Here is a 16189-nt window from a genome sequence, read left to right on the forward strand (position 1 = left end):
CTTGGTCGCGACTGCGTTGCGGCTGGTTTCTTCTCCACGCCGGGGAGAAGAGATATGCCGCACCCACTTGCTCCACATTTCCCTACTCCCCGCACACCAACGCCAAACCCATTTGATCGAAATCAATTCGCTTTTCAGGTGAACTGCTAATCTCCCTCGCATCGGGAATTGCCGGTCGAAGGATAATGCGATGAGCTCTTTTCAGATAGGCGTGAGGGAAAAGGAACATCCCCGGTTTCGTATCGCTTCGGACAACCCGGCAAAAGGTTTGAGCGGGAGCCGGATGGACGTGAACAAGACCGTAAAGCTGAGCAACAGGGACAGGAACATTCTGCTGCGCGTGCCCCTGATAGGGATTGCGGATGAAGCGGCGGCGTTGAAACTGATGGAGGCGGCAACCGTCACCAATCTCAATGCCCGCCATGTGCTCTTCAAGGAAGGCGAGGCAGCGCAACATTTCTACTGCGTGCTGTCGGGGTATGTCCGCCTTTACCGGCTTGACAGGCACGGGCGCGAGGCGGATGTGCGTGTCAGCGGTCCGGGCGACACCTTCAACGAATGCCTGATCTTCGGCAGCGACAGCTATCGTTACAGCGCGCAGGCGGCGGAAAGCTGCACCGTGGCGCGTTTCGAGCTGGCAAGAATCCGCAGCCTTGTGGATCAGGAACCGGCAATCGCCAAGGCCGTGATGCGCTGCCTCTCCAACAGCCTGCTCGGCACCATGGATTGCATTGCCAACGACCGGCTGCAAACCGCGCCGCAACGCGTTGCCCATTACCTGATCAATCAGGGGCCGCGCGACGCTACGTCCTTTTCGCTGCGTCTGCCGTTCCAGAAAAGCCTGCTCGCCGGCAAGCTCGGCCTTGCGCCGGAAGCGCTGTCGCGCGCTTTCTCCGCACTGAAAAAGGCGGGCGTCACCGTTCGCGGCCGCATCGTGCAGGTCAATGATGTCGCGGCGCTGAAGCAGATTTGAAGAAGTACCGGGGAGAGGAAGAGGACGGGACGCCTGCGGGTATCCCGTCCTCCAATTTTTTGTCCAGCCGGATATCAGACCGGCTGCGGCACGAAGCGGAAGCGATCGCCCTCTCGCTCGATGCGGAAAAACCCGCCGAGATGGCCGCCGGAAACCAGCCAGCCGTGATCGGCAACCTGGGTCAGCGCATTGAGACGTGTCGAATAGGCAGTTTCGGAATCGATATCATAGACGAAACCGATACCCGGATCGTCCGCCTGCAACGCGCTCACATGCAGCACATCGCCCCACAATAACAGCCGGTCATCGCCATTACCGATGAGATAGCCGGTATGGCCAGGCGTATGGCCGGGCATGGCGATGGCCTCAATACCCTCGGCAATTCTGCCAGTTGGGATTGGCCGCAGCATGGCCCCACAAATGTCGAGCAGCCGGGCGGCAATATCGAAAGCGCCCTGCCGCGCAGGCGGCAATGTCTTGCGCGCATCCTCGCTGGTGAAAAAGGCAAGATCGGCCTCGGGCACCCATATGTCCGCATTGGGAAAATAAGGCTGGTCGCCGTCGATAAGTCCCAGCGCATGGTCGCCGTGAATATGGGTGAGGATAACACGGCTGACATCATCAGGCTGAATCCCTGCGGCAATCATCCCCGCATGGGCATGGCCGTAGGTCGGCCCCCAGGCCGTGCCGCAACCGGTGTCTATCAGTGAAATACCATCAGGCCCTGACAGCACAAAACAGTTGACGTCCATATCCACCGTTTCGCCCTCGTACCCGGCAAGCGCCGCCGCCAGCGCATCCGCGCCCTGCCGGTGGATGAGGTGGCCGACGGGCGCCTTGTAAACACCATCGACAAAACGGGAGACGTCATAGAGACCAAAACGGAGGGGGGTGGTCATGTCTTAGAGACCGCCCTGCTCTTTCAGGAAACCGACGATGCGATCGACACCCTCGCCGCGCTTCATGTCGGTAAAGACGAAAGGCATGGCATTGCGCATGCGCGTGGCGTCACTGTCCATCACCGTCAAATCAGCGCCGACGTAAGGAGCAAGGTCTTTCTTGTTGATGACCAGCAGGTCCGAGCGGGTGATGCCCGGCCCGCCCTTGCGCGGAATTTCCTCGCCCTGGCAGACGGAGATCACATAGATGGTGATGTCGGCAAGATCGGGCGAGAAGGTCGCCGCAAGATTGTCGCCACCGGATTCGATGAAGACAACATCGAGATCGGGAAAGCGCGCATTGAGACCGGCAATCGCCTGCAGATTGATCGTCGCATCTTCACGGATGGCGGTATGCGGACATCCGCCCGTCTCCACTCCAACGATACGCTCGGAAGGCAGCGCCTGCATGCGCACCAGCGCTTCCGCATCTTCCTTGGTGTAGATATCGTTGGTGACGACGGCGACGGAATAATCGGCGCTCATCGCCTTGCAAAGCTTTTCCGTCAGCGCGGTCTTGCCGGAACCGACCGGCCCGCCAATGCCGACGCGCAGCGGACCATTGCCCGATTTCATGCCCGATGTCACAACCATGTTCCCTTCAATATGCTTTGATGTTTTCCCACCATAACGCTTCACACGACCGCTTCAAGGGCGGTAATGCTGCATTGCGGCGAGATACTCAGGAGCGAAAAAGCCGCGTTCCCTGCATCTCGTGCCGCATGGCTGCCGTGTCGGCGATAACAGTGGCGCTGCCGAGATCGTCGAGCGTGGATTGCACCGCCCGTGCCGCCATTTCGCCGATTATCGCCTCGCTGGCGGCGAGAATGGCGACGCCATCCTTCTGCCCCGCGACACCAAGACGAATACCGGCGGAGACGATCTGCGAAACACCGGCATGCAGGAAAGCAGCAACCGTTTCCCGAAGCGGCACGCCATGCCCCGCCGCCACCGCACCTATGGCAACTGGATAAGGAACCTCTTTCGGCAACAGCTCCAGAACCGCATGCGGCCAGGCGCCGGCGGCGGCAACGAAGGCATCGCCGAGAAGCACCGTCTCGCGGTAGCGCTCCGCAGAACCGGCGAGCGCGCGAGCCAGATCCGCCGCTTCACTCAGCGCGATGGCATCCCGCGAGCTTCGCCAGGCATCAGCCAGAAATACCGCATCGTTCCACAGACTGCCGGAACGCAGAAGCACCTCCACCCAGCCGTAAAGACCGGCGGCATCACGGACGCGCCGGTCCTCCACCGCCTTTTCAAGGCCGCCGGAATAGGAAAAACCGCCGATGGGAAAGGCAGGCGACATCCAGGCCATGAGCCGCAGCAGCGCGGCAACGCCACGATCTTCGCTCACGCCTCAACCGTGGTCGTGATGGTGGCCATGATCATGGCCGTGCCCGTGGGAATGACCGCCATGGGCGTGATAGGCACCGCGCGCCGGCTGGAAAGGTTCTTCCACATCACGCACTGTTGCGCCAAGACCTTCCAGCATGGCGCGGATCACGTGGTCACGCAGGATGAGAATACGCTCTTCCTCAATCTGCGCCGAAAGGTGCCGGTTGCCCAGATGCCAGGCAAGCTCGATCAGGTGAAGACGGTCCTTCGCCTTGATTTCGAACAGCTTTTCGTCCGCAGCGCGAACCTCCACCAGATCACCGTTCTCCACCACCAGCAGGTCGCCATGGGCAAACAGCACGGCTTCCTTCAAATCCAGCATCACCATCTCGTCATTCTGCAAATGCAGCAGCTTGCGGCGCAGATGCCGCTGGTCATGCGCGAGAGTGACATAACCGGAAGGTTCGTCGGCTGGAGTTCCGGCGGGGTGATAGGACGTGACGCGCAGCATGGGATGATCCATTTCAGAAACAGTCTTGGGGTTCCGATTGTTGACGGATAGCCCGGCCGATTTCAAGGCGTGTTTTCAGATCGAACGCGTCTCGGAAAACGAAAAAGCCCGGCATCGCTGCCGGGCCTTGTCAAAAGAATAAACCGCAATCAGGCCGCAACGCGGCTTTTCAGGTTTTCCAGAATGTTCTGCGGCGAGGAAACGCCGTAAGGGTCGGTATCGCTATTGTCGCAATAGCCCTCTTCCTCGAACCACTGCTCCACCAGACCGTCGTTAATGACGGCGGCGTAACGCCAGGAGCGCATGCCGAAACCGAGATTGTCCTTGGCGACCAGCATGCCCATTTTGCGGGTGAACTCGCCCGAACCGTCAGGAATGACCTTTACGTTTTCGAGGTTCTGGCCCTTTGCCCATGCATTCATCACGAAGGCGTCGTTGACCGACAGGCAATAGATTTCATCGACGCCGAGCGCGCGGAATTCGCCCGCGAGCTTTTCGAAATCGGGAAGCTGGTAGGTCGAGCAGGTCGGCGTGAAAGCGCCGGGCAGGGAGAAGAGAACGACCTTTTTGCCCTTGAAGTAATCGTCGGAGGTCATGTCCTGCCAACGGAAAGGATTGGGGCCACCAACGGCCTCGTCGCGAACACGCGTGCGGAAGGTAACGGCGGGCACTTTTTTGCCGAGCATGTCTTGTCTCCTGATCTGTCTTCAATTTTCTGGCGTTTTGCACGGATCGCTTGGGACCGATCCGCACGGAATTCTTTTGCCGTTTCTTTAGCGCAAGATGCGCTGCGGTGCAGCATAAAAATCGGATTACCAGACGTCAAATCAACGAAACGTCGCACCGCGGGAAGATCAATTGTGCAGCGCTACCGACCAGCGCAACAGTGGCGGCAACGGTGTCCACCAGCCGGTGCGAATGCCGGCTTGCCGCAACATGGCGGCAGACCACGTGTTGCAGCCGGCCAGCGCATTGAACCAGCCATTCGCCTCGAAAAACCCATCCGTCAGGCTGTAGGAAGCACCGGGGATAAGCCGAACTTTGCCATTGTCCCGCAGGAAGCTCGCACGAATGCCCGCCACAAGTCGCTGATATCCCGCTTCCGAAATGCGAAGGCGCTTCACCCCGGCAAGGTCGGCGGGAAAATCCCCCGTCACATCCACATGCATCACCGACTGGTCGAATGTCAGAGAGCGCACGACCGGCATCGGCTTCAGGTCGGCCCATGTCCGCGTCTGTATGTAAAACGACCGGCCACCCCAGCCGAACACCAGATAGGCAGCAGCCGGATGGTTGACCGCGATACCGCCCTCCTGCAATTCGGAAAAGACCCGCCGCAGATCGTCATCAACAGGCAGGGCGATATCGGTATGGATCGGGTTGGATAACAGCAATATCTCGCGATCCCTCACGCCGCTTGTTTCATCGGCAAAAAAGGGTCGCGGCACGACGGTGCCGAGCACAAGAAGCAGGATGATCAGCAGCAGGCCACCGCCGATCCACCTTGTGATAAATCTCACCACGAAACGCCGTCAGAACAGGAAATAACGCTGCGCCATCGGCAGCACCGTCGCCGGTTCGCAGGTCAGAAGCTCGCCATCGGCGCGCACCTCATACGTTTCCGGGTCGACCTCGATATGCGGGGTCAGCGAATTGTGGATCATCGACGCCTTGGAAATGCCGCCGCGCACGTTCTTCACCGCCATCAGCTTCTTGGCAACACCGAGACGCCCCGCAAGGCCGGCATCCAGCGACGCCTGAGACACGAAAGTGACCGAGGAATTGGTGCGCAGCTTGCCATAGGCGGCAAACATCGGGCGGTAATGCATCGGCTGCGGCGTGGGAATGGAGGCATTCGGATCGCCCATCGGTGCCGCAGCGATGGAACCGCCGAGCAACACCATTTCCGGCTTCACGCCGAAGAATGCCGGGTTCCACAATACCAGATCGGCGCGCTTGCCGACTTCGATGGAGCCGATCTCATGGCTGACGCCCTGCGCGATGGCCGGGTTGATGGTATATTTGGCGATGTAACGGCGGACGCGGAAATTGTCGTTTTCGCCGGTCTCTTCTTTCAGACGGCCTCGCTGGCGCTTCATCTTGTCAGCCGTCTGCCAGGTGCGGATCGCCACTTCGCCGACACGGCCCATGGCCTGGCTGTCGGAGGAAATGATCGAGAACGCGCCGATATCGTGGAGAATATCCTCCGCCGCAATGGTTTCCTTGCGGATGCGGCTTTCGGCAAAGGCGATATCCTCAGGGATGGACGACGACAGGTGGTGGCACACCATCAGCATATCCAGATGTTCGGCTAGCGTATTGATGGTGTAGGGCCGCGTCGGGTTGGTGGAAGACGGGATGACGTTCGGATTGCCGCAGACCTTGATGATATCAGGCGCATGGCCACCGCCTGCCCCTTCGGTGTGGAAGGCATGGATGGTACGGCCCTTGATGGCGGCAACCGTGTCTTCCACGAAACCGCTCTCGTTCAGCGTATCGGTGTGGATCATCACCTGCACGTCATATTCGTCAGCCACCGTCAGGCAATTGTCGATGGCGGCGGGTGTCGTGCCCCAGTCCTCGTGCAACTTCAGCGATGAGGCACCGGCAAGGATCATCTCTTCCAGCGGCGCGGGCAACGAAGCATTGCCCTTGCCCGCCAAGGCGAGGTTCATCGGGAAAGCATCGAAGCTCTCGATCATCCGCTCGATGTGCCACGCGCCGGTGCAGGTGGTGGCAAGCGTGCCATGCGCGGGGCCGGAACCGCCACCCAGCATGCAGGTAACGCCGCTCATCAGCGCTTCCTCGATCTGCTGCGGGCAGATGAAGTGGATATGCGCATCCATGCCGCCGGCAGTCAGAATCTTGCCTTCGCCGGCAATCGCCTCCGTCGAAGGGCCGACGATGATCGTCACGCCCGGCTGCGTATCGGGATTGCCCGCCTTGCCGATGGCGTGGATGCGCCCGTTCTTCAGGCCTACATCCGCCTTGTAGATGCCGCTATGGTCGACGATGACGACGTTGGTGATGACGGTATCGACAGCGCCCTCGGCCCGCGTCGCCTGGCTCTGGCCCATGCCGTCGCGAATGACCTTGCCACCGCCGAATTTCACTTCCTCGCCATAGGTCGTGTAGTCCTTTTCGATCTCGATAAAGAGTTCGGTATCGGCAAGACGCACCTTGTCGCCGACGGTCGGGCCGAACATGCCGGCATAGGCGGCGCGGGAAATCTTGTAAGGCATGGGTTCAGGCTCCTTCGGACGCGGAGAAAATCGATATGGGAGAAATTCGTGTCAGCCGGCCCTCGTGTGTGAGGGCCTCTACAAGCTGTTTTTCGGCGGCAAACGGATGCCCGTTCCAGCCATGATGACCAAAGCCCGCAATCGCCACCTCGTCATCACCGCCGCTCACGGTCTCCAGAACATGGGCAATGGCAAGAAGCCCGGTGCTCGGGCAGACGTAAGGGGCCGGCGCATAGACCTGCAATGCGTGATCAAGCCGCTCATGCACCCCGCGCGGAATGACGAGGTGGCTCTTGCCGGTATCTTCGGCTAATGCTGCGAAACCGGCGGTATAATCGGCACAAAAATCGGTCAGTTCGGGCCAGCGAGCGCGGATATCCGGCTCCATCTGCGAAAATTTCGCGGGATCGCGCACCGACCAGATGGCGGAAGCCTGCTGCACCCCCTCATTGTCGCGCCACGCGGCCCCTTCGCTCATCTCGCGGCCGGGCCGGCCGGTGTTGCAAACGGCCACCACATCCGTGCGGCTGCCGCCAGCGCCCAGCGAACGGCAATCGTTGAAGCGGATGACAATGTCGGAAAGGTCGATGAGATCAGCCACGCCCTGCGGCATTTCTCCGTTTCCGACAATCATGATCCGCCGCCCCATACCGTTCAGAAACCTTCGGACAACTGGCGCAATTCATCAGCGCGCTTGTTGCTCATATCGGCCAGGCATGAGGAAACCAGCATCGGCTCCATCGTGCCGCCACGCGCCTGAAACCCGAAGGCATCACAATTGGCATCGCGAAACGCCACCCAGGCACGCTGGGCGGCAACCAATGCATCCACGGCACCCTTGCCGCTCTCGTCTGCCGTCTTGTCACGCTCGGCAAGCTGCTTGCGAACCTTCTGGTAGGCGGCGTTCAACTGCTTGTCGGCCTTTTCGTAATCCTTGCCGGCGCAGATGGTCATATCGGCCTGCGTTTGCGGCGAGGTACAATCGGGCGCGTCATCGGCAAATGCGGAAGACGCCGCAAGAGACAGCAGGACGGCCACACCGAAACAGAGTTTTTGCGAAGTCATGGCCATCACTCAGGCAGCCGCGCCATCGAAAGCCTGCGGCTTCAGCGCACGCGGATCGACACCATCAAGGCAATTGGTATTCACCGCCACCATCGGCGTCCCATCCGGCCCATCGGCATAGGCAAAACTCTCAATGCCGCAGGTGGAGCAGAACAGATGATGGATCTTGTGCTTGTTGAAGAGATATTCCGTCAGCTTGTCGTCGCCGGAAAGCAGGGTGAATTTTTCGCGCGGCGCAAAGGCAAGCGTCGAGCCCAAGCGCTTGCAGCGCGAGCAATTGCACACGACCGTGTGGTCGAGATCGGCATCGACCTCGAAGCTCACGTCGCCGCATTGGCAACTTCCGTGATAATGTGCCGTCGCCATCTCATAACCTCCCCATGATCTGTTGACGAAACCCGTAAACCTCACGCTTGCCGGAAAGCGGCACCAGCGTCACTTCCCGTTTCTGGCCGGGTTCAAAACGAACCGCAGTACCAGCCGGAATGTCGAGACGCATGCCGCGCACCTTATCGCGGTCGAAGACAAGACCCGCATTGGTCTCGAAGAAATGGTAATGGCTGCCCACCTGCACCGGCCGGTCACCGGTATTGGCAACTTCGATCGTCACCGTCGGCTGGCCGGCATTGAGTTCGATGGTGCCCTCTGCGGGAATGATTTCGCCTGGTTTCATGGTGCTCCCCTTTGTCTCTCTCAAGCAGCGGTGGCTGCCGCGCAGCCTTCAGCCTTCAGCACCCGTGTCGTCGATGCCGGATTGTTGACGAGTTTGGCCGCCGGGCGGATGGGCCTGCGAACCAGCTCGCCGCCGCAATTCGGGCAGGCGCCTTTGAGTACATCGGTCGCGCAATCGGCGCAAAAGGTGCATTCGAACGAGCAGATCATCGCATCCCGGCTGTCGGGGGCAAGATCACGGTCGCAGCATTCGCAATTGGGCCGAAGCTCCAGCGCCATATCGTCCCCCCTCAGCGTATCGGTTCGTGAACGGTCACAAGCTTGGTGCCGTCGGGAAATGTTGCTTCCACCTGCACGTCATGGATCATGTCGGCGATGCCCTCCATCACCTGATCGCGGGAAATGACATGCGCGCCGGCTTCCATCAGGTCGGCCACCGCGCGACCATCGCGGGCGCCCTCGACAACGAAATCGGTAATCAGCGCAATCGCTTCCGGGTAATTCAGCTTCACGCCACGCTCCAGCCGGCGGCGCGCCACCATGGCGGCCATGGAAATCAGCAGCTTGTCTTTTTCTCTCGGAGTAAGGTTCATCGTCGTCCCGCAGCTTTCGCACCTGCCCCGCAAAACACAGCGTTTCGGGGGCTGATCCGACTTGTTTGACAGACCCCGGAAGGTCGCCGGTAACGGGCGATCCGGAGCTTTACAGATTCCAGACTTTCGGCACTGGCGCGCCGTTTCGCAAGAGCGAAATGATCGGAAAAAGTATTTTTCTAAGGGAGAAACCGTCGGCGGCGGACACGCGCACGACAAGCTTGCCCTGCCATTCGCTGGCGCCGCCGCTTTCACCGGCAATAGCCCGGATTTTAGGCAAAAGCGCCTCGGCCAGTGGCCCGATATAAAGAAGCGTGGCAAAGGCCACCTGCCCGGCAAGCACCGCCGGTTTTGCAGTCAGCTCCGCCACTTCACCCGCAAGCAGCAGCTCTTCGGCATGTACCAGCCGGCCGCCATGGCGAATGCGCCAGCGATCCCGGAACAGGCCATGCTGCATCGCCTCGCCCATGGCCTGACGCCCGAGCAGCACGGCTTCGACGGCGATGAATTCGGAGGTTGCGTCGAGATCGGCTTCCAGCCTGCGGGTCAGCGACGCCCGGTCGAAAAGAATGGTTTCCTGCGGCAGCCAGTGCAACCGGGCGCCCGGCCCTGCGGAAACGCGGGCGGTGACGGTGGCGGTTCCGGAGGATGCCTTGTAGACCTTCTCGCAGGCTTGCGTCGTCACCACCAGCGAGGTGCCGGCCCCGGCAACAGCCTGCCATTCCATTTCATCTCCGCCGGTCAATCCGCCGGAGGAGTTGATGAGGATGGCCTCGATCTCGTTGGAAAACGTATCCGGCAGGCGGATCTTGGCGCAACCTTCCTGGAACAATTGGTCCAGCCGGCTGCGCCCTTCGACTGCCTTGGTTACAATGCGTCCTCTGCCACGGGCGCGCTGCTGCCGGGCAGGTTCGCCGTCTTCGAGACAGGAAGGGCGGATGGCTTGCTGTTCTGGCTGCACGCGGTCTCCGAAACGGTTGCGGAAGCGGACCCGGCCTTGGCGCCGCAATCTTTTTTGACGACGGCATCCACCACCATCTGTCCTTCCGTGTTGCGGAAGAAATCCCACATTCTTTCCGCCGCATCAACCGTGCGCGTCACTTCGCCTGTGGGCATCTTGCGCTCCACCGCGGGTTCCGCCTTCGGCGTCTGCTCGCCACCCGGCTTGCGGGTGAGGACCGCCGACGCTGCCAGCACTTCCGCCTTCATGGTGGCGCGCGGCCAGGCATGGTCCCAATTGTCAATGACATAGGACTGGATACGTGCCCCGCCCTTGCAGACGTCATAGGAATTGACGGTGAAGCTCTCGCCCGGTCTGGTTTTCGCGCCGCCCTTGCAGCCGTCCATTTCCGCCCAGCGCTTCAGCGCCGTCTCGCCGCCATATTGCCAGTAGGACTTGCCGCCGCCCTGATAGGGATTGGCCGGATCCTTCAGGCCCGCAAAGGCGATGATCGACATTGGCCGCGCCGGCTTGCAGCTTGCCGCATCCGGTCCCCATTTGCCCTCTGTCTCAAGCGGGTAACCCGCGCGCAGCGATGCAACGAAGCCGGCAGCGGTGAAATCCGCGCTGCCATTGCAGATGAATTGCGACAGCATGCGCCCGCCGCCGGAATAACCGGAACCGTAAAAGCGCTCCTCATCCACGCAGAACTTGCCTTTCACCATGGCAATTGCATCGCGAATGAAGCTCACCTCATCCAGCCCGCCGGGACGCGTGGTAACACCAGGAACATTCCAGGCATGGGTGCCTGGGATTTCGCCATTGAGGCTGCCCGCCAGCGCCACCACCATCAGGCCGTCGCGCTCGGCAAGCTTGTCCCAGCCACTGCGGTTCAGCTGGCCGTGCGGATTGCTGTTGGAGCCGTGGAAATCGAACACGACAGGCACCGGTTTTTTTCCGTCATAGGCCGATGGAACGAAATAAACGCCTTCGCGTTTCTGACCACTGGAGAGAATGGAAAAATCATGCCTGCCCGGTTCCACGCCGGGTTGAGCAAGCTGACCGCAGGTCGAGGCCGACGCTGCGACACTGGCGCTCGCGCAGATCGCAAGACCCAGAAACAGGGTGCGGGCGGAGCGGAACAGCCGGGCAGCCCGGCCAAGGGCAAAGTCTTGATGCATTGACACGCCTTTATTGGGCACGGTTTCCCCGACGATACGTCGGACGCGCGTGGAATGTAAGGGATCAACTGTCGCGGCGTGCGAATAGACTTCGTCTGTGTCTCGCATGCAGCATTTTCGCTGCCAATATCACAGGCGTTTATTCAATGAAATGCTAAAATTGCGCATAAAAGCCATGCAGACACGCATAGACTTTCAAAATATTAATCGGCCGTTTGCACACCGTGATCGGCGTGCGTGGCTTTTAGTCTCGATTTATACTGTCAGATGGCGACGCGCCTCGGGCGTATCCAGCGTTTCGGCAAGCCCCTCATGCACAATTTCGCCCCGGTCCATGATGTAGACATAGTCGGCAAGCTCACGGCAGAAATCCAGATATTGCTCGACCAGCAGGATCGCCATACCGGTGGAATCCCTGAGATATTTGATTGCGCGGCCGATATCCTTGATGATCGACGGCTGAATGCCTTCGGTCGGCTCGTCGAGAACGAGGATTTTCGGCCGCGTCACCAGCGCCCGGCCGATGGCGAGCTGCTGCTGCTGGCCACCGGACAGGTCGCCGCCGCGCCTGCCAAGCATGGATTGCAGCACCGGAAACAGGCTGAAAATATCGTCAGGAATGAAACGCTCCTTGCGCGGCAGCGGCGCATAACCGCTTTCAAGGTTTTCCTGCACGCTGAGTAGCGGAAAGATTTCACGCCCCTGTGGCACGTAGCCGACGCCGCGCTTGGCCCGGTGGTAAGGCGCCAGCCCATCCAGTGCCGCCCCTTCAAAGCTGATCGACCCGCCACTGATGGCATGCTGGCCGGTGACCGCGCGCAACAAGGAGCTTTTGCCCACGCCGTTTCGGCCGAGAACACAGGTGATCTTGCCCATCTCCGCTTTCAGCGACACGCCCCGCAGAGCCTGTGCTGCGCCATAGTGGAGGTTGATGTTGTCGACTGTCAGCATGGTAAAGCTCCAATGATGGTGTGGTGGGCGGCGCTACCCCCCTCTGCCCTGCCGGGCATCTCCCCCACAAGGAGGGAGATCAGATGCCGTTCCCGCTCGTCCCATCGCCTACTGGTCTTGGGGCAGGGTGTTAGCCGCTTGCCGATCTCCCCCCTTGTGGGGGAGATGCCCGGCAGGGCAGAGGGGGGTATCGCGAGCGCAAACACCGCCATCACCGTCCCAGATAATTCTCGATCACCTTCGGATCGCTGGACACAAAGTCGATCGACCCTTCAGCCAGCACCGACCCCTCGGCAAGACACGTCACCTTCACGCCCAGCTCGCGGATGAAGCCCATGTCATGCTCCACCACCACGACCGAGCGGGTCTTGGCGATTTCTTTCAGAAGCACGGCGGTTTCGGCTGTCTCCGCATCCGTCATGCCGGCCACCGGCTCGTCCACCAGAAGCAGCTTCGGCTCCTGCGCGAGCAGCATGCCGATTTCCAGCCACTGTTTCTGGCCGTGCGAGAGGTTGGCCGCGAGATCGCCGCGGCGGTGGCTGAGACGCACGGTGGCGAGGATTTCCTCGATACGCGCCTTGTCCTCCGCTGTCAGCCTGTAGAACAGCGTGGCGAAGACGCCGCGTTTGCGGTTCAGCGCCAGTTCCAGATTGTCCCAGACGGTATGGCTTTCAAACACCGTTGGCTTCTGGAATTTACGCCCGATGCCCAGCTGGGCAATATCCGCCTCGTCCTTTTTCGTGAGGTCGATGCTGTCTTCGAACAGCACCGTGCCGGTATCCGGCCGGGTCTTGCCGGTGATGATATCCATCATCGTTGTCTTGCCGGCGCCATTCGGACCGATGATGGCCCGCAGCTCGCCCGGCTCCACCACGAAGGACAGGGAATTGAGCGCCCTGAACCCGTCGAAGGAAACGGAAACACCGTCGAGATAAAGCAGGCTTTTGGTTCTGTTTTCGGAAACCGTGTTCATGTCAGCCTCACTCCGCCGCCTGTTGCGCCGCTGTTGCAGCACTGTCATTGCCCGGTTGTCCGGCCGCACTTGCCGCCCGCGCAATACGCTTTTCGCGCCGGCCGACCAGATAATGCTGCACCGTGCCGACGATGCCCTTGGGGAAGAACAGCGTCACCGCGATGAACAGCCCACCCAGCGCAAATAGCCAGAATTCGGGGAAAGCGCCGGTGAAATAGCTCTTGCCGCCATTGACCAGCAGGGCGCCGATGATCGGCCCGATCAGCGTGCCGCGCCCGCCGACTGCCGTCCACACCACCACCTCGATGGAGTTGGCGGGGGAGAATTCGCCGGGATTGATGATGCCCACCTGTGGCACGAACAGCGCACCGGCAATGCCCGCCATCATGGCCGAGACGACGAAGGTAAAGAGCTTGATGTTTTCCACCCGGAAACCGAGGAAGCGCACCCGGCTTTCGGCATCGCGCACGCCCACCAGCACCTTGCCGAATTTGGAATTGACGATGCCGGATGCAATCAGCAGCGATATCGCCAGCATAACGGCCGTCATCGCAAACAGCACGGCACGGGTGCCATCCGCCTGCACGGAAAAGCCGAGAATATCCTTGAAATCGGTGAGACCATTATTGCCGCCGAAACCCATGTCGTTGCGGAAGAAGGCAAGCAGCAGGGCGTAGGTCATGGCCTGCGTGATGATGGAGAGGTAAACGCCGTTGACGCGCGAGCGGAAGGCGAACCAGCCGAACACGAAGGCGAGCAGGCCGGGCACCACCAGCACCATCAGTGCTGCAAACCAGAACATGTCGAAGCCATGCCAGAACCACGGCAGTTCCTTCCAGTTGAGGAACACCATGAAGTCAGGCAGCACGGGATGGCCGTAAACACCGCGCGTGCCGATCTGCCGCATCAGATACATGCCCATGGCATAACCGCCGAGCGCGAAGAAGGCGGCGTGGCCGAGCGAGAGAATGCCGCAATATCCCCAGACCAGATCAAGCGCCAGCGCCAGCAGCGCATAGGCCAGATATTTGCCGAGCATCGACATGATGTAGGTCGGGATGCGGAACGCGCTGTCGGCTGGCAACAGCAGATTGGAGGCGGGCACCAGCACGGCGATGGCCAGGATGATGCCGATGGCGATGGAAATGCGGCGATCGAGCGCGCGCAGGAGGAAGCCGGTAATCATGCTTCGATCGCCCTTCCCTTGAGTGCGAAGAGACCACGCGGCCGCTTCTGGATGAACAGGATGATGAGAACGAGCACGAGGATCTTGCCGAGCACGGCGCCCACCGTCGGCTCAAGGAACTTGTTGAGCACGCCGAGCGACAGCGCACCCACCAGCGTTCCCCAGAGATTGCCGACCCCGCCGAACACCACCACCATGAAACTGTCGATGATGTAGCTCTGGCCGAGATTGGGCGAGACATTGTCGATCTGCGACAGCGCTACCCCGGCGAGACCGGCAACGCCGGAACCAAGCGCGAAGGTGAAGGCATCAACCCAGGGCGTGCGGATGCCCATGGAAGAGGCCATGCGGCGGTTCTGGGTCACGGCGCGCATCTGCAAGCCGAACGCGGAGCGCTTCAAAAGCACCAGCAGCGCGAAGAATACCGACAGCGAAAAGCAGACGATCCACACCCGGTTCCAGGTGAAATTGAGGTAACCGACGCTGAAGGAGCCGGACATCCAGCCGGGGCTGCCGACCTCCCGGTTGGTCGGGCCGAAAATCGAGCGTACGCCCTGCTGCAGCATGAGCGAGATACCCCAGGTGGCGAGCAGCGTTTCCAGCGGCCGCCCGTAAAGGAAACGGATGACGCCGCGCTCCATCACGAGGCCAACGAAGGCCGTCACCAGAAAGGCGATGGGCAGCGCGATGGCCAGTGACCAGTCGAACAGGCCGGGGAAATGGGTGCGGATCAGCTCCTGCACCATGAAGGTGGAATAGGCGCCAATCATCACCATTTCACCATGCGCCATGTTGATGATGCCCATCACGCCGAAGGTGATGGCAAGGCCGATGGCGGCCAGCAGCAGCACGGAACCGAGCGACAGGCCGTACCAGATGTTCTGCGCGTAGTCCCAGATGGCGAGCGCACTTTGAATGCCTGATATCGCGCTGTCGATATCAGGCTTCAGGCTTGGATCGACCGAAGGGGACGCCGCCATCAGAATGCCGATCGCGTCGCGTCCGCCAAGCTTCTTGATGGTCGCAATCGCATCCTTCTTCTGTTCAAGCGACCGGTCGGAGGAGAGCAGCGAGACAGCCCGCGCCTCCTCCATCCGGGTCCGCACCTCACTGTCGGTTTCCTTGGCGATTGCCGCTTCCAGCAATTCCAGATTTTCGGCGCTGGGGGCTTTCAGAACCGCATCGGCGGCGGAAAGCCGCACCGAGCGTTCCGGACTGAGCAACGTCAGGCCGCCCATCGCGGCGCGGATGACGCGACGCAGATTGTTGTTGACCCTGATCTTGGTAACCGCCGCCTTCGGCGCTTCGCCAGCGCTTTCGCCGGTCAGCGGATCGATGAGCGTGAAATTGGAACCCGACGGCTTGGTCATGAACACCAGATTGTCGGCCTTGCGCACGTAAAGATCGCCTGATGCAAAAGCCTCAAGCGCCGGCACCACCCGCGCGTCGCCGGTGGCAGCAATCTGGCCGATCAATGTTTCGGCCTGCTTGAAGTCAGCCGTGCCGAGCTGGTCGATCAGCGCCTTCGGATCGCTCTGCGCGAGGGACTGGGCGGCGATCCCCAGGGTGAGCCAGAGGAAGATGGCTCCTAGAAAAGATCGGATCGTCATGTCGGGTTCCTTGGAGCGG

The 16189-nt window shown here is 60.7% G+C and carries 20 protein-coding genes; 1 reads left to right on the top strand and 19 read right to left on the bottom strand.

Annotation, left to right across the window (positions count from 1 at the left end):
- The first annotated feature begins 283 nt into the window (after window positions 1-283).
- Window positions 284-973, top strand: coding sequence for a Crp/Fnr family transcriptional regulator (locus CRO62_RS15270; RefSeq protein ID WP_097100788.1), 690 nt, complete (start codon window positions 284-286; stop codon window positions 971-973).
- Between the two features lie 74 nt (window positions 974-1047).
- Here the strand turns inward: CRO62_RS15270 and aidB are convergent, their stop codons facing one another.
- The 19 genes from aidB to urtB all read right to left on the bottom strand — a co-directional run bounded on the left by aidB (window position 1048) and on the right by urtB (window position 16170).
- A complete protein-coding gene (gene aidB, locus CRO62_RS15275) occupies window positions 1048-1872 on the bottom strand; it encodes an AidB family quorum-quenching N-acyl homoserine lactonase (protein ID WP_097100789.1) in 825 nt (274 codons plus the stop codon).
- Between the two features lie 3 nt (window positions 1873-1875).
- Window positions 1876-2487, bottom strand: a complete 612-nt coding sequence (gene ureG, locus CRO62_RS15280; RefSeq protein ID WP_013636707.1) for an urease accessory protein UreG — start codon at window positions 2485-2487, stop codon at window positions 1876-1878.
- Window positions 2488-2593: 106 nt separating this feature from the next.
- A complete protein-coding gene (locus CRO62_RS15285) occupies window positions 2594-3265 on the bottom strand; it encodes an urease accessory protein UreF (RefSeq protein ID WP_179784537.1) in 672 nt (223 codons plus the stop codon).
- A gap of 3 nt (window positions 3266-3268) precedes the next feature.
- The gene (ureE, locus tag CRO62_RS15290) at window positions 3269-3757 is read right to left on the bottom strand and encodes an urease accessory protein UreE (protein WP_162633806.1); all 489 of its coding nucleotides are present in this window, start codon (window positions 3755-3757) and stop codon (window positions 3269-3271) included.
- A 149-nt stretch (window positions 3758-3906) separates the two neighbouring features.
- Window positions 3907-4443 (bottom strand): peroxiredoxin, encoded by a 537-nt coding sequence (locus CRO62_RS15295; protein ID WP_080797852.1) that lies wholly within the window; start codon window positions 4441-4443, stop codon window positions 3907-3909.
- A gap of 168 nt (window positions 4444-4611) precedes the next feature.
- Window positions 4612-5280, bottom strand: coding sequence for a TIGR02117 family protein (locus CRO62_RS15300; RefSeq protein WP_179784538.1), 669 nt, complete (start codon window positions 5278-5280; stop codon window positions 4612-4614).
- Between the two features lie 9 nt (window positions 5281-5289).
- Window positions 5290-6999, bottom strand: coding sequence for an urease subunit alpha (gene ureC / locus CRO62_RS15305; RefSeq protein ID WP_013636712.1), 1710 nt, complete (start codon window positions 6997-6999; stop codon window positions 5290-5292).
- A gap of 4 nt (window positions 7000-7003) precedes the next feature.
- A complete protein-coding gene (locus CRO62_RS15310) occupies window positions 7004-7648 on the bottom strand; it encodes a hypothetical protein (RefSeq protein WP_035251880.1) in 645 nt (214 codons plus the stop codon).
- 5 nt (window positions 7649-7653) lie between these two features.
- Complete coding sequence (locus tag CRO62_RS15315) at window positions 7654-8064, bottom strand: lysozyme inhibitor LprI family protein (protein ID WP_097103048.1); 411 nt, start codon at window positions 8062-8064, stop codon at window positions 7654-7656.
- A gap of 9 nt (window positions 8065-8073) precedes the next feature.
- Entirely contained in the window at window positions 8074-8430 is a 357-nt protein-coding gene (locus tag CRO62_RS15320) for a GFA family protein (protein ID WP_003513905.1), read from the bottom strand.
- A gap of 1 nt (window position 8431) precedes the next feature.
- Window positions 8432-8737 (bottom strand): urease subunit beta, encoded by a 306-nt coding sequence (locus CRO62_RS15325; RefSeq protein WP_097100791.1) that lies wholly within the window; start codon window positions 8735-8737, stop codon window positions 8432-8434.
- Window positions 8738-8757: 20 nt separating this feature from the next.
- The gene (locus CRO62_RS15330; protein WP_013636714.1) at window positions 8758-9015 is read right to left on the bottom strand and encodes a DUF1272 domain-containing protein; all 258 of its coding nucleotides are present in this window, start codon (window positions 9013-9015) and stop codon (window positions 8758-8760) included.
- A gap of 11 nt (window positions 9016-9026) precedes the next feature.
- A complete protein-coding gene (locus tag CRO62_RS15335) occupies window positions 9027-9329 on the bottom strand; it encodes an urease subunit gamma (protein WP_003513909.1) in 303 nt (100 codons plus the stop codon).
- Between the two features lie 109 nt (window positions 9330-9438).
- Entirely contained in the window at window positions 9439-10290 is an 852-nt protein-coding gene (locus CRO62_RS15340) for an urease accessory protein UreD (RefSeq protein ID WP_179784540.1), read from the bottom strand.
- A complete protein-coding gene (locus CRO62_RS15345; protein ID WP_097100792.1) occupies window positions 10197-11450 on the bottom strand; it encodes an alpha/beta hydrolase family esterase in 1254 nt (417 codons plus the stop codon). Before CRO62_RS15345 ends, CRO62_RS15340 begins: the two co-directional genes overlap by 94 nt.
- A gap of 255 nt (window positions 11451-11705) precedes the next feature.
- Window positions 11706-12401 (bottom strand): urea ABC transporter ATP-binding subunit UrtE, encoded by a 696-nt coding sequence (gene urtE / locus CRO62_RS15350; RefSeq protein ID WP_097100793.1) that lies wholly within the window; start codon window positions 12399-12401, stop codon window positions 11706-11708.
- A 211-nt stretch (window positions 12402-12612) separates the two neighbouring features.
- A complete protein-coding gene (gene urtD / locus CRO62_RS15360) occupies window positions 12613-13374 on the bottom strand; it encodes an urea ABC transporter ATP-binding protein UrtD (protein ID WP_003513917.1) in 762 nt (253 codons plus the stop codon).
- Window positions 13375-13381: 7 nt separating this feature from the next.
- On the bottom strand, window positions 13382-14560 hold the full coding sequence (gene urtC, locus CRO62_RS15365) for an urea ABC transporter permease subunit UrtC (protein ID WP_097100795.1): 1179 nt from the start codon (window positions 14558-14560) through the stop codon (window positions 13382-13384).
- Window positions 14557-16170: an urea ABC transporter permease subunit UrtB gene (urtB, locus tag CRO62_RS15370; RefSeq protein ID WP_097100796.1), complete on the bottom strand. Its 1614-nt coding sequence runs from the start codon at window positions 16168-16170 to the stop codon at window positions 14557-14559. Before urtB ends, urtC begins: the two co-directional genes overlap by 4 nt.
- Window positions 16171-16189: the final 19 nt, after the last annotated feature.

Source organism: Rhizobium sp. AN6A, assembly GCF_900215635.1.
Classification (GTDB): domain Bacteria; phylum Pseudomonadota; class Alphaproteobacteria; order Rhizobiales; family Rhizobiaceae; genus Agrobacterium; species Agrobacterium tumefaciens.

Excerpts from the sequence above, each read along its gene's own strand:
- CRO62_RS15315 (WP_097103048.1), bottom strand. The coding sequence starts at position 8,064 with ATGACTTCGCAAAAACTCTGTTTCGGTGTGGCCGTCCTGCTGTCTCTT.
- CRO62_RS15270 (WP_097100788.1), top strand. The coding sequence starts at position 284 with ATGGACGTGAACAAGACCGTAAAGCTGAGCAACAGGGACAGGAACATT.
- aidB (WP_097100789.1), bottom strand. The coding sequence starts at position 1,872 with ATGACCACCCCCCTCCGTTTTGGTCTCTATGACGTCTCCCGTTTTGTC.
- urtC (WP_097100795.1), bottom strand. The coding sequence starts at position 14,560 with ATGATTACCGGCTTCCTCCTGCGCGCGCTCGATCGCCGCATTTCCATC.
- CRO62_RS15325 (WP_097100791.1), bottom strand. The coding sequence starts at position 8,737 with ATGAAACCAGGCGAAATCATTCCCGCAGAGGGCACCATCGAACTCAAT.
- urtD (WP_003513917.1), bottom strand. The coding sequence starts at position 13,374 with ATGAACACGGTTTCCGAAAACAGAACCAAAAGCCTGCTTTATCTCGAC.
- CRO62_RS15330 (WP_013636714.1), bottom strand. The coding sequence starts at position 9,015 with ATGGCGCTGGAGCTTCGGCCCAATTGCGAATGCTGCGACCGTGATCTT.
- CRO62_RS15295 (WP_080797852.1), bottom strand. The coding sequence starts at position 4,443 with ATGCTCGGCAAAAAAGTGCCCGCCGTTACCTTCCGCACGCGTGTTCGC.
- urtE (WP_097100793.1), bottom strand. The coding sequence starts at position 12,401 with ATGCTGACAGTCGACAACATCAACCTCCACTATGGCGCAGCACAGGCT.
- CRO62_RS15320 (WP_003513905.1), bottom strand. The coding sequence starts at position 8,430 with ATGGCGACGGCACATTATCACGGAAGTTGCCAATGCGGCGACGTGAGC.
- CRO62_RS15310 (WP_035251880.1), bottom strand. The coding sequence starts at position 7,648 with ATGGGGCGGCGGATCATGATTGTCGGAAACGGAGAAATGCCGCAGGGC.
- urtB (WP_097100796.1), bottom strand. The coding sequence starts at position 16,170 with ATGACGATCCGATCTTTTCTAGGAGCCATCTTCCTCTGGCTCACCCTG.
- CRO62_RS15345 (WP_097100792.1), bottom strand. The coding sequence starts at position 11,450 with ATGCATCAAGACTTTGCCCTTGGCCGGGCTGCCCGGCTGTTCCGCTCC.
- ureG (WP_013636707.1), bottom strand. The coding sequence starts at position 2,487 with ATGAAATCGGGCAATGGTCCGCTGCGCGTCGGCATTGGCGGGCCGGTC.
- ureE (WP_162633806.1), bottom strand. The coding sequence starts at position 3,757 with ATGCTGCGCGTCACGTCCTATCACCCCGCCGGAACTCCAGCCGACGAA.
- CRO62_RS15335 (WP_003513909.1), bottom strand. The coding sequence starts at position 9,329 with ATGAACCTTACTCCGAGAGAAAAAGACAAGCTGCTGATTTCCATGGCC.
- ureC (WP_013636712.1), bottom strand. The coding sequence starts at position 6,999 with ATGCCTTACAAGATTTCCCGCGCCGCCTATGCCGGCATGTTCGGCCCG.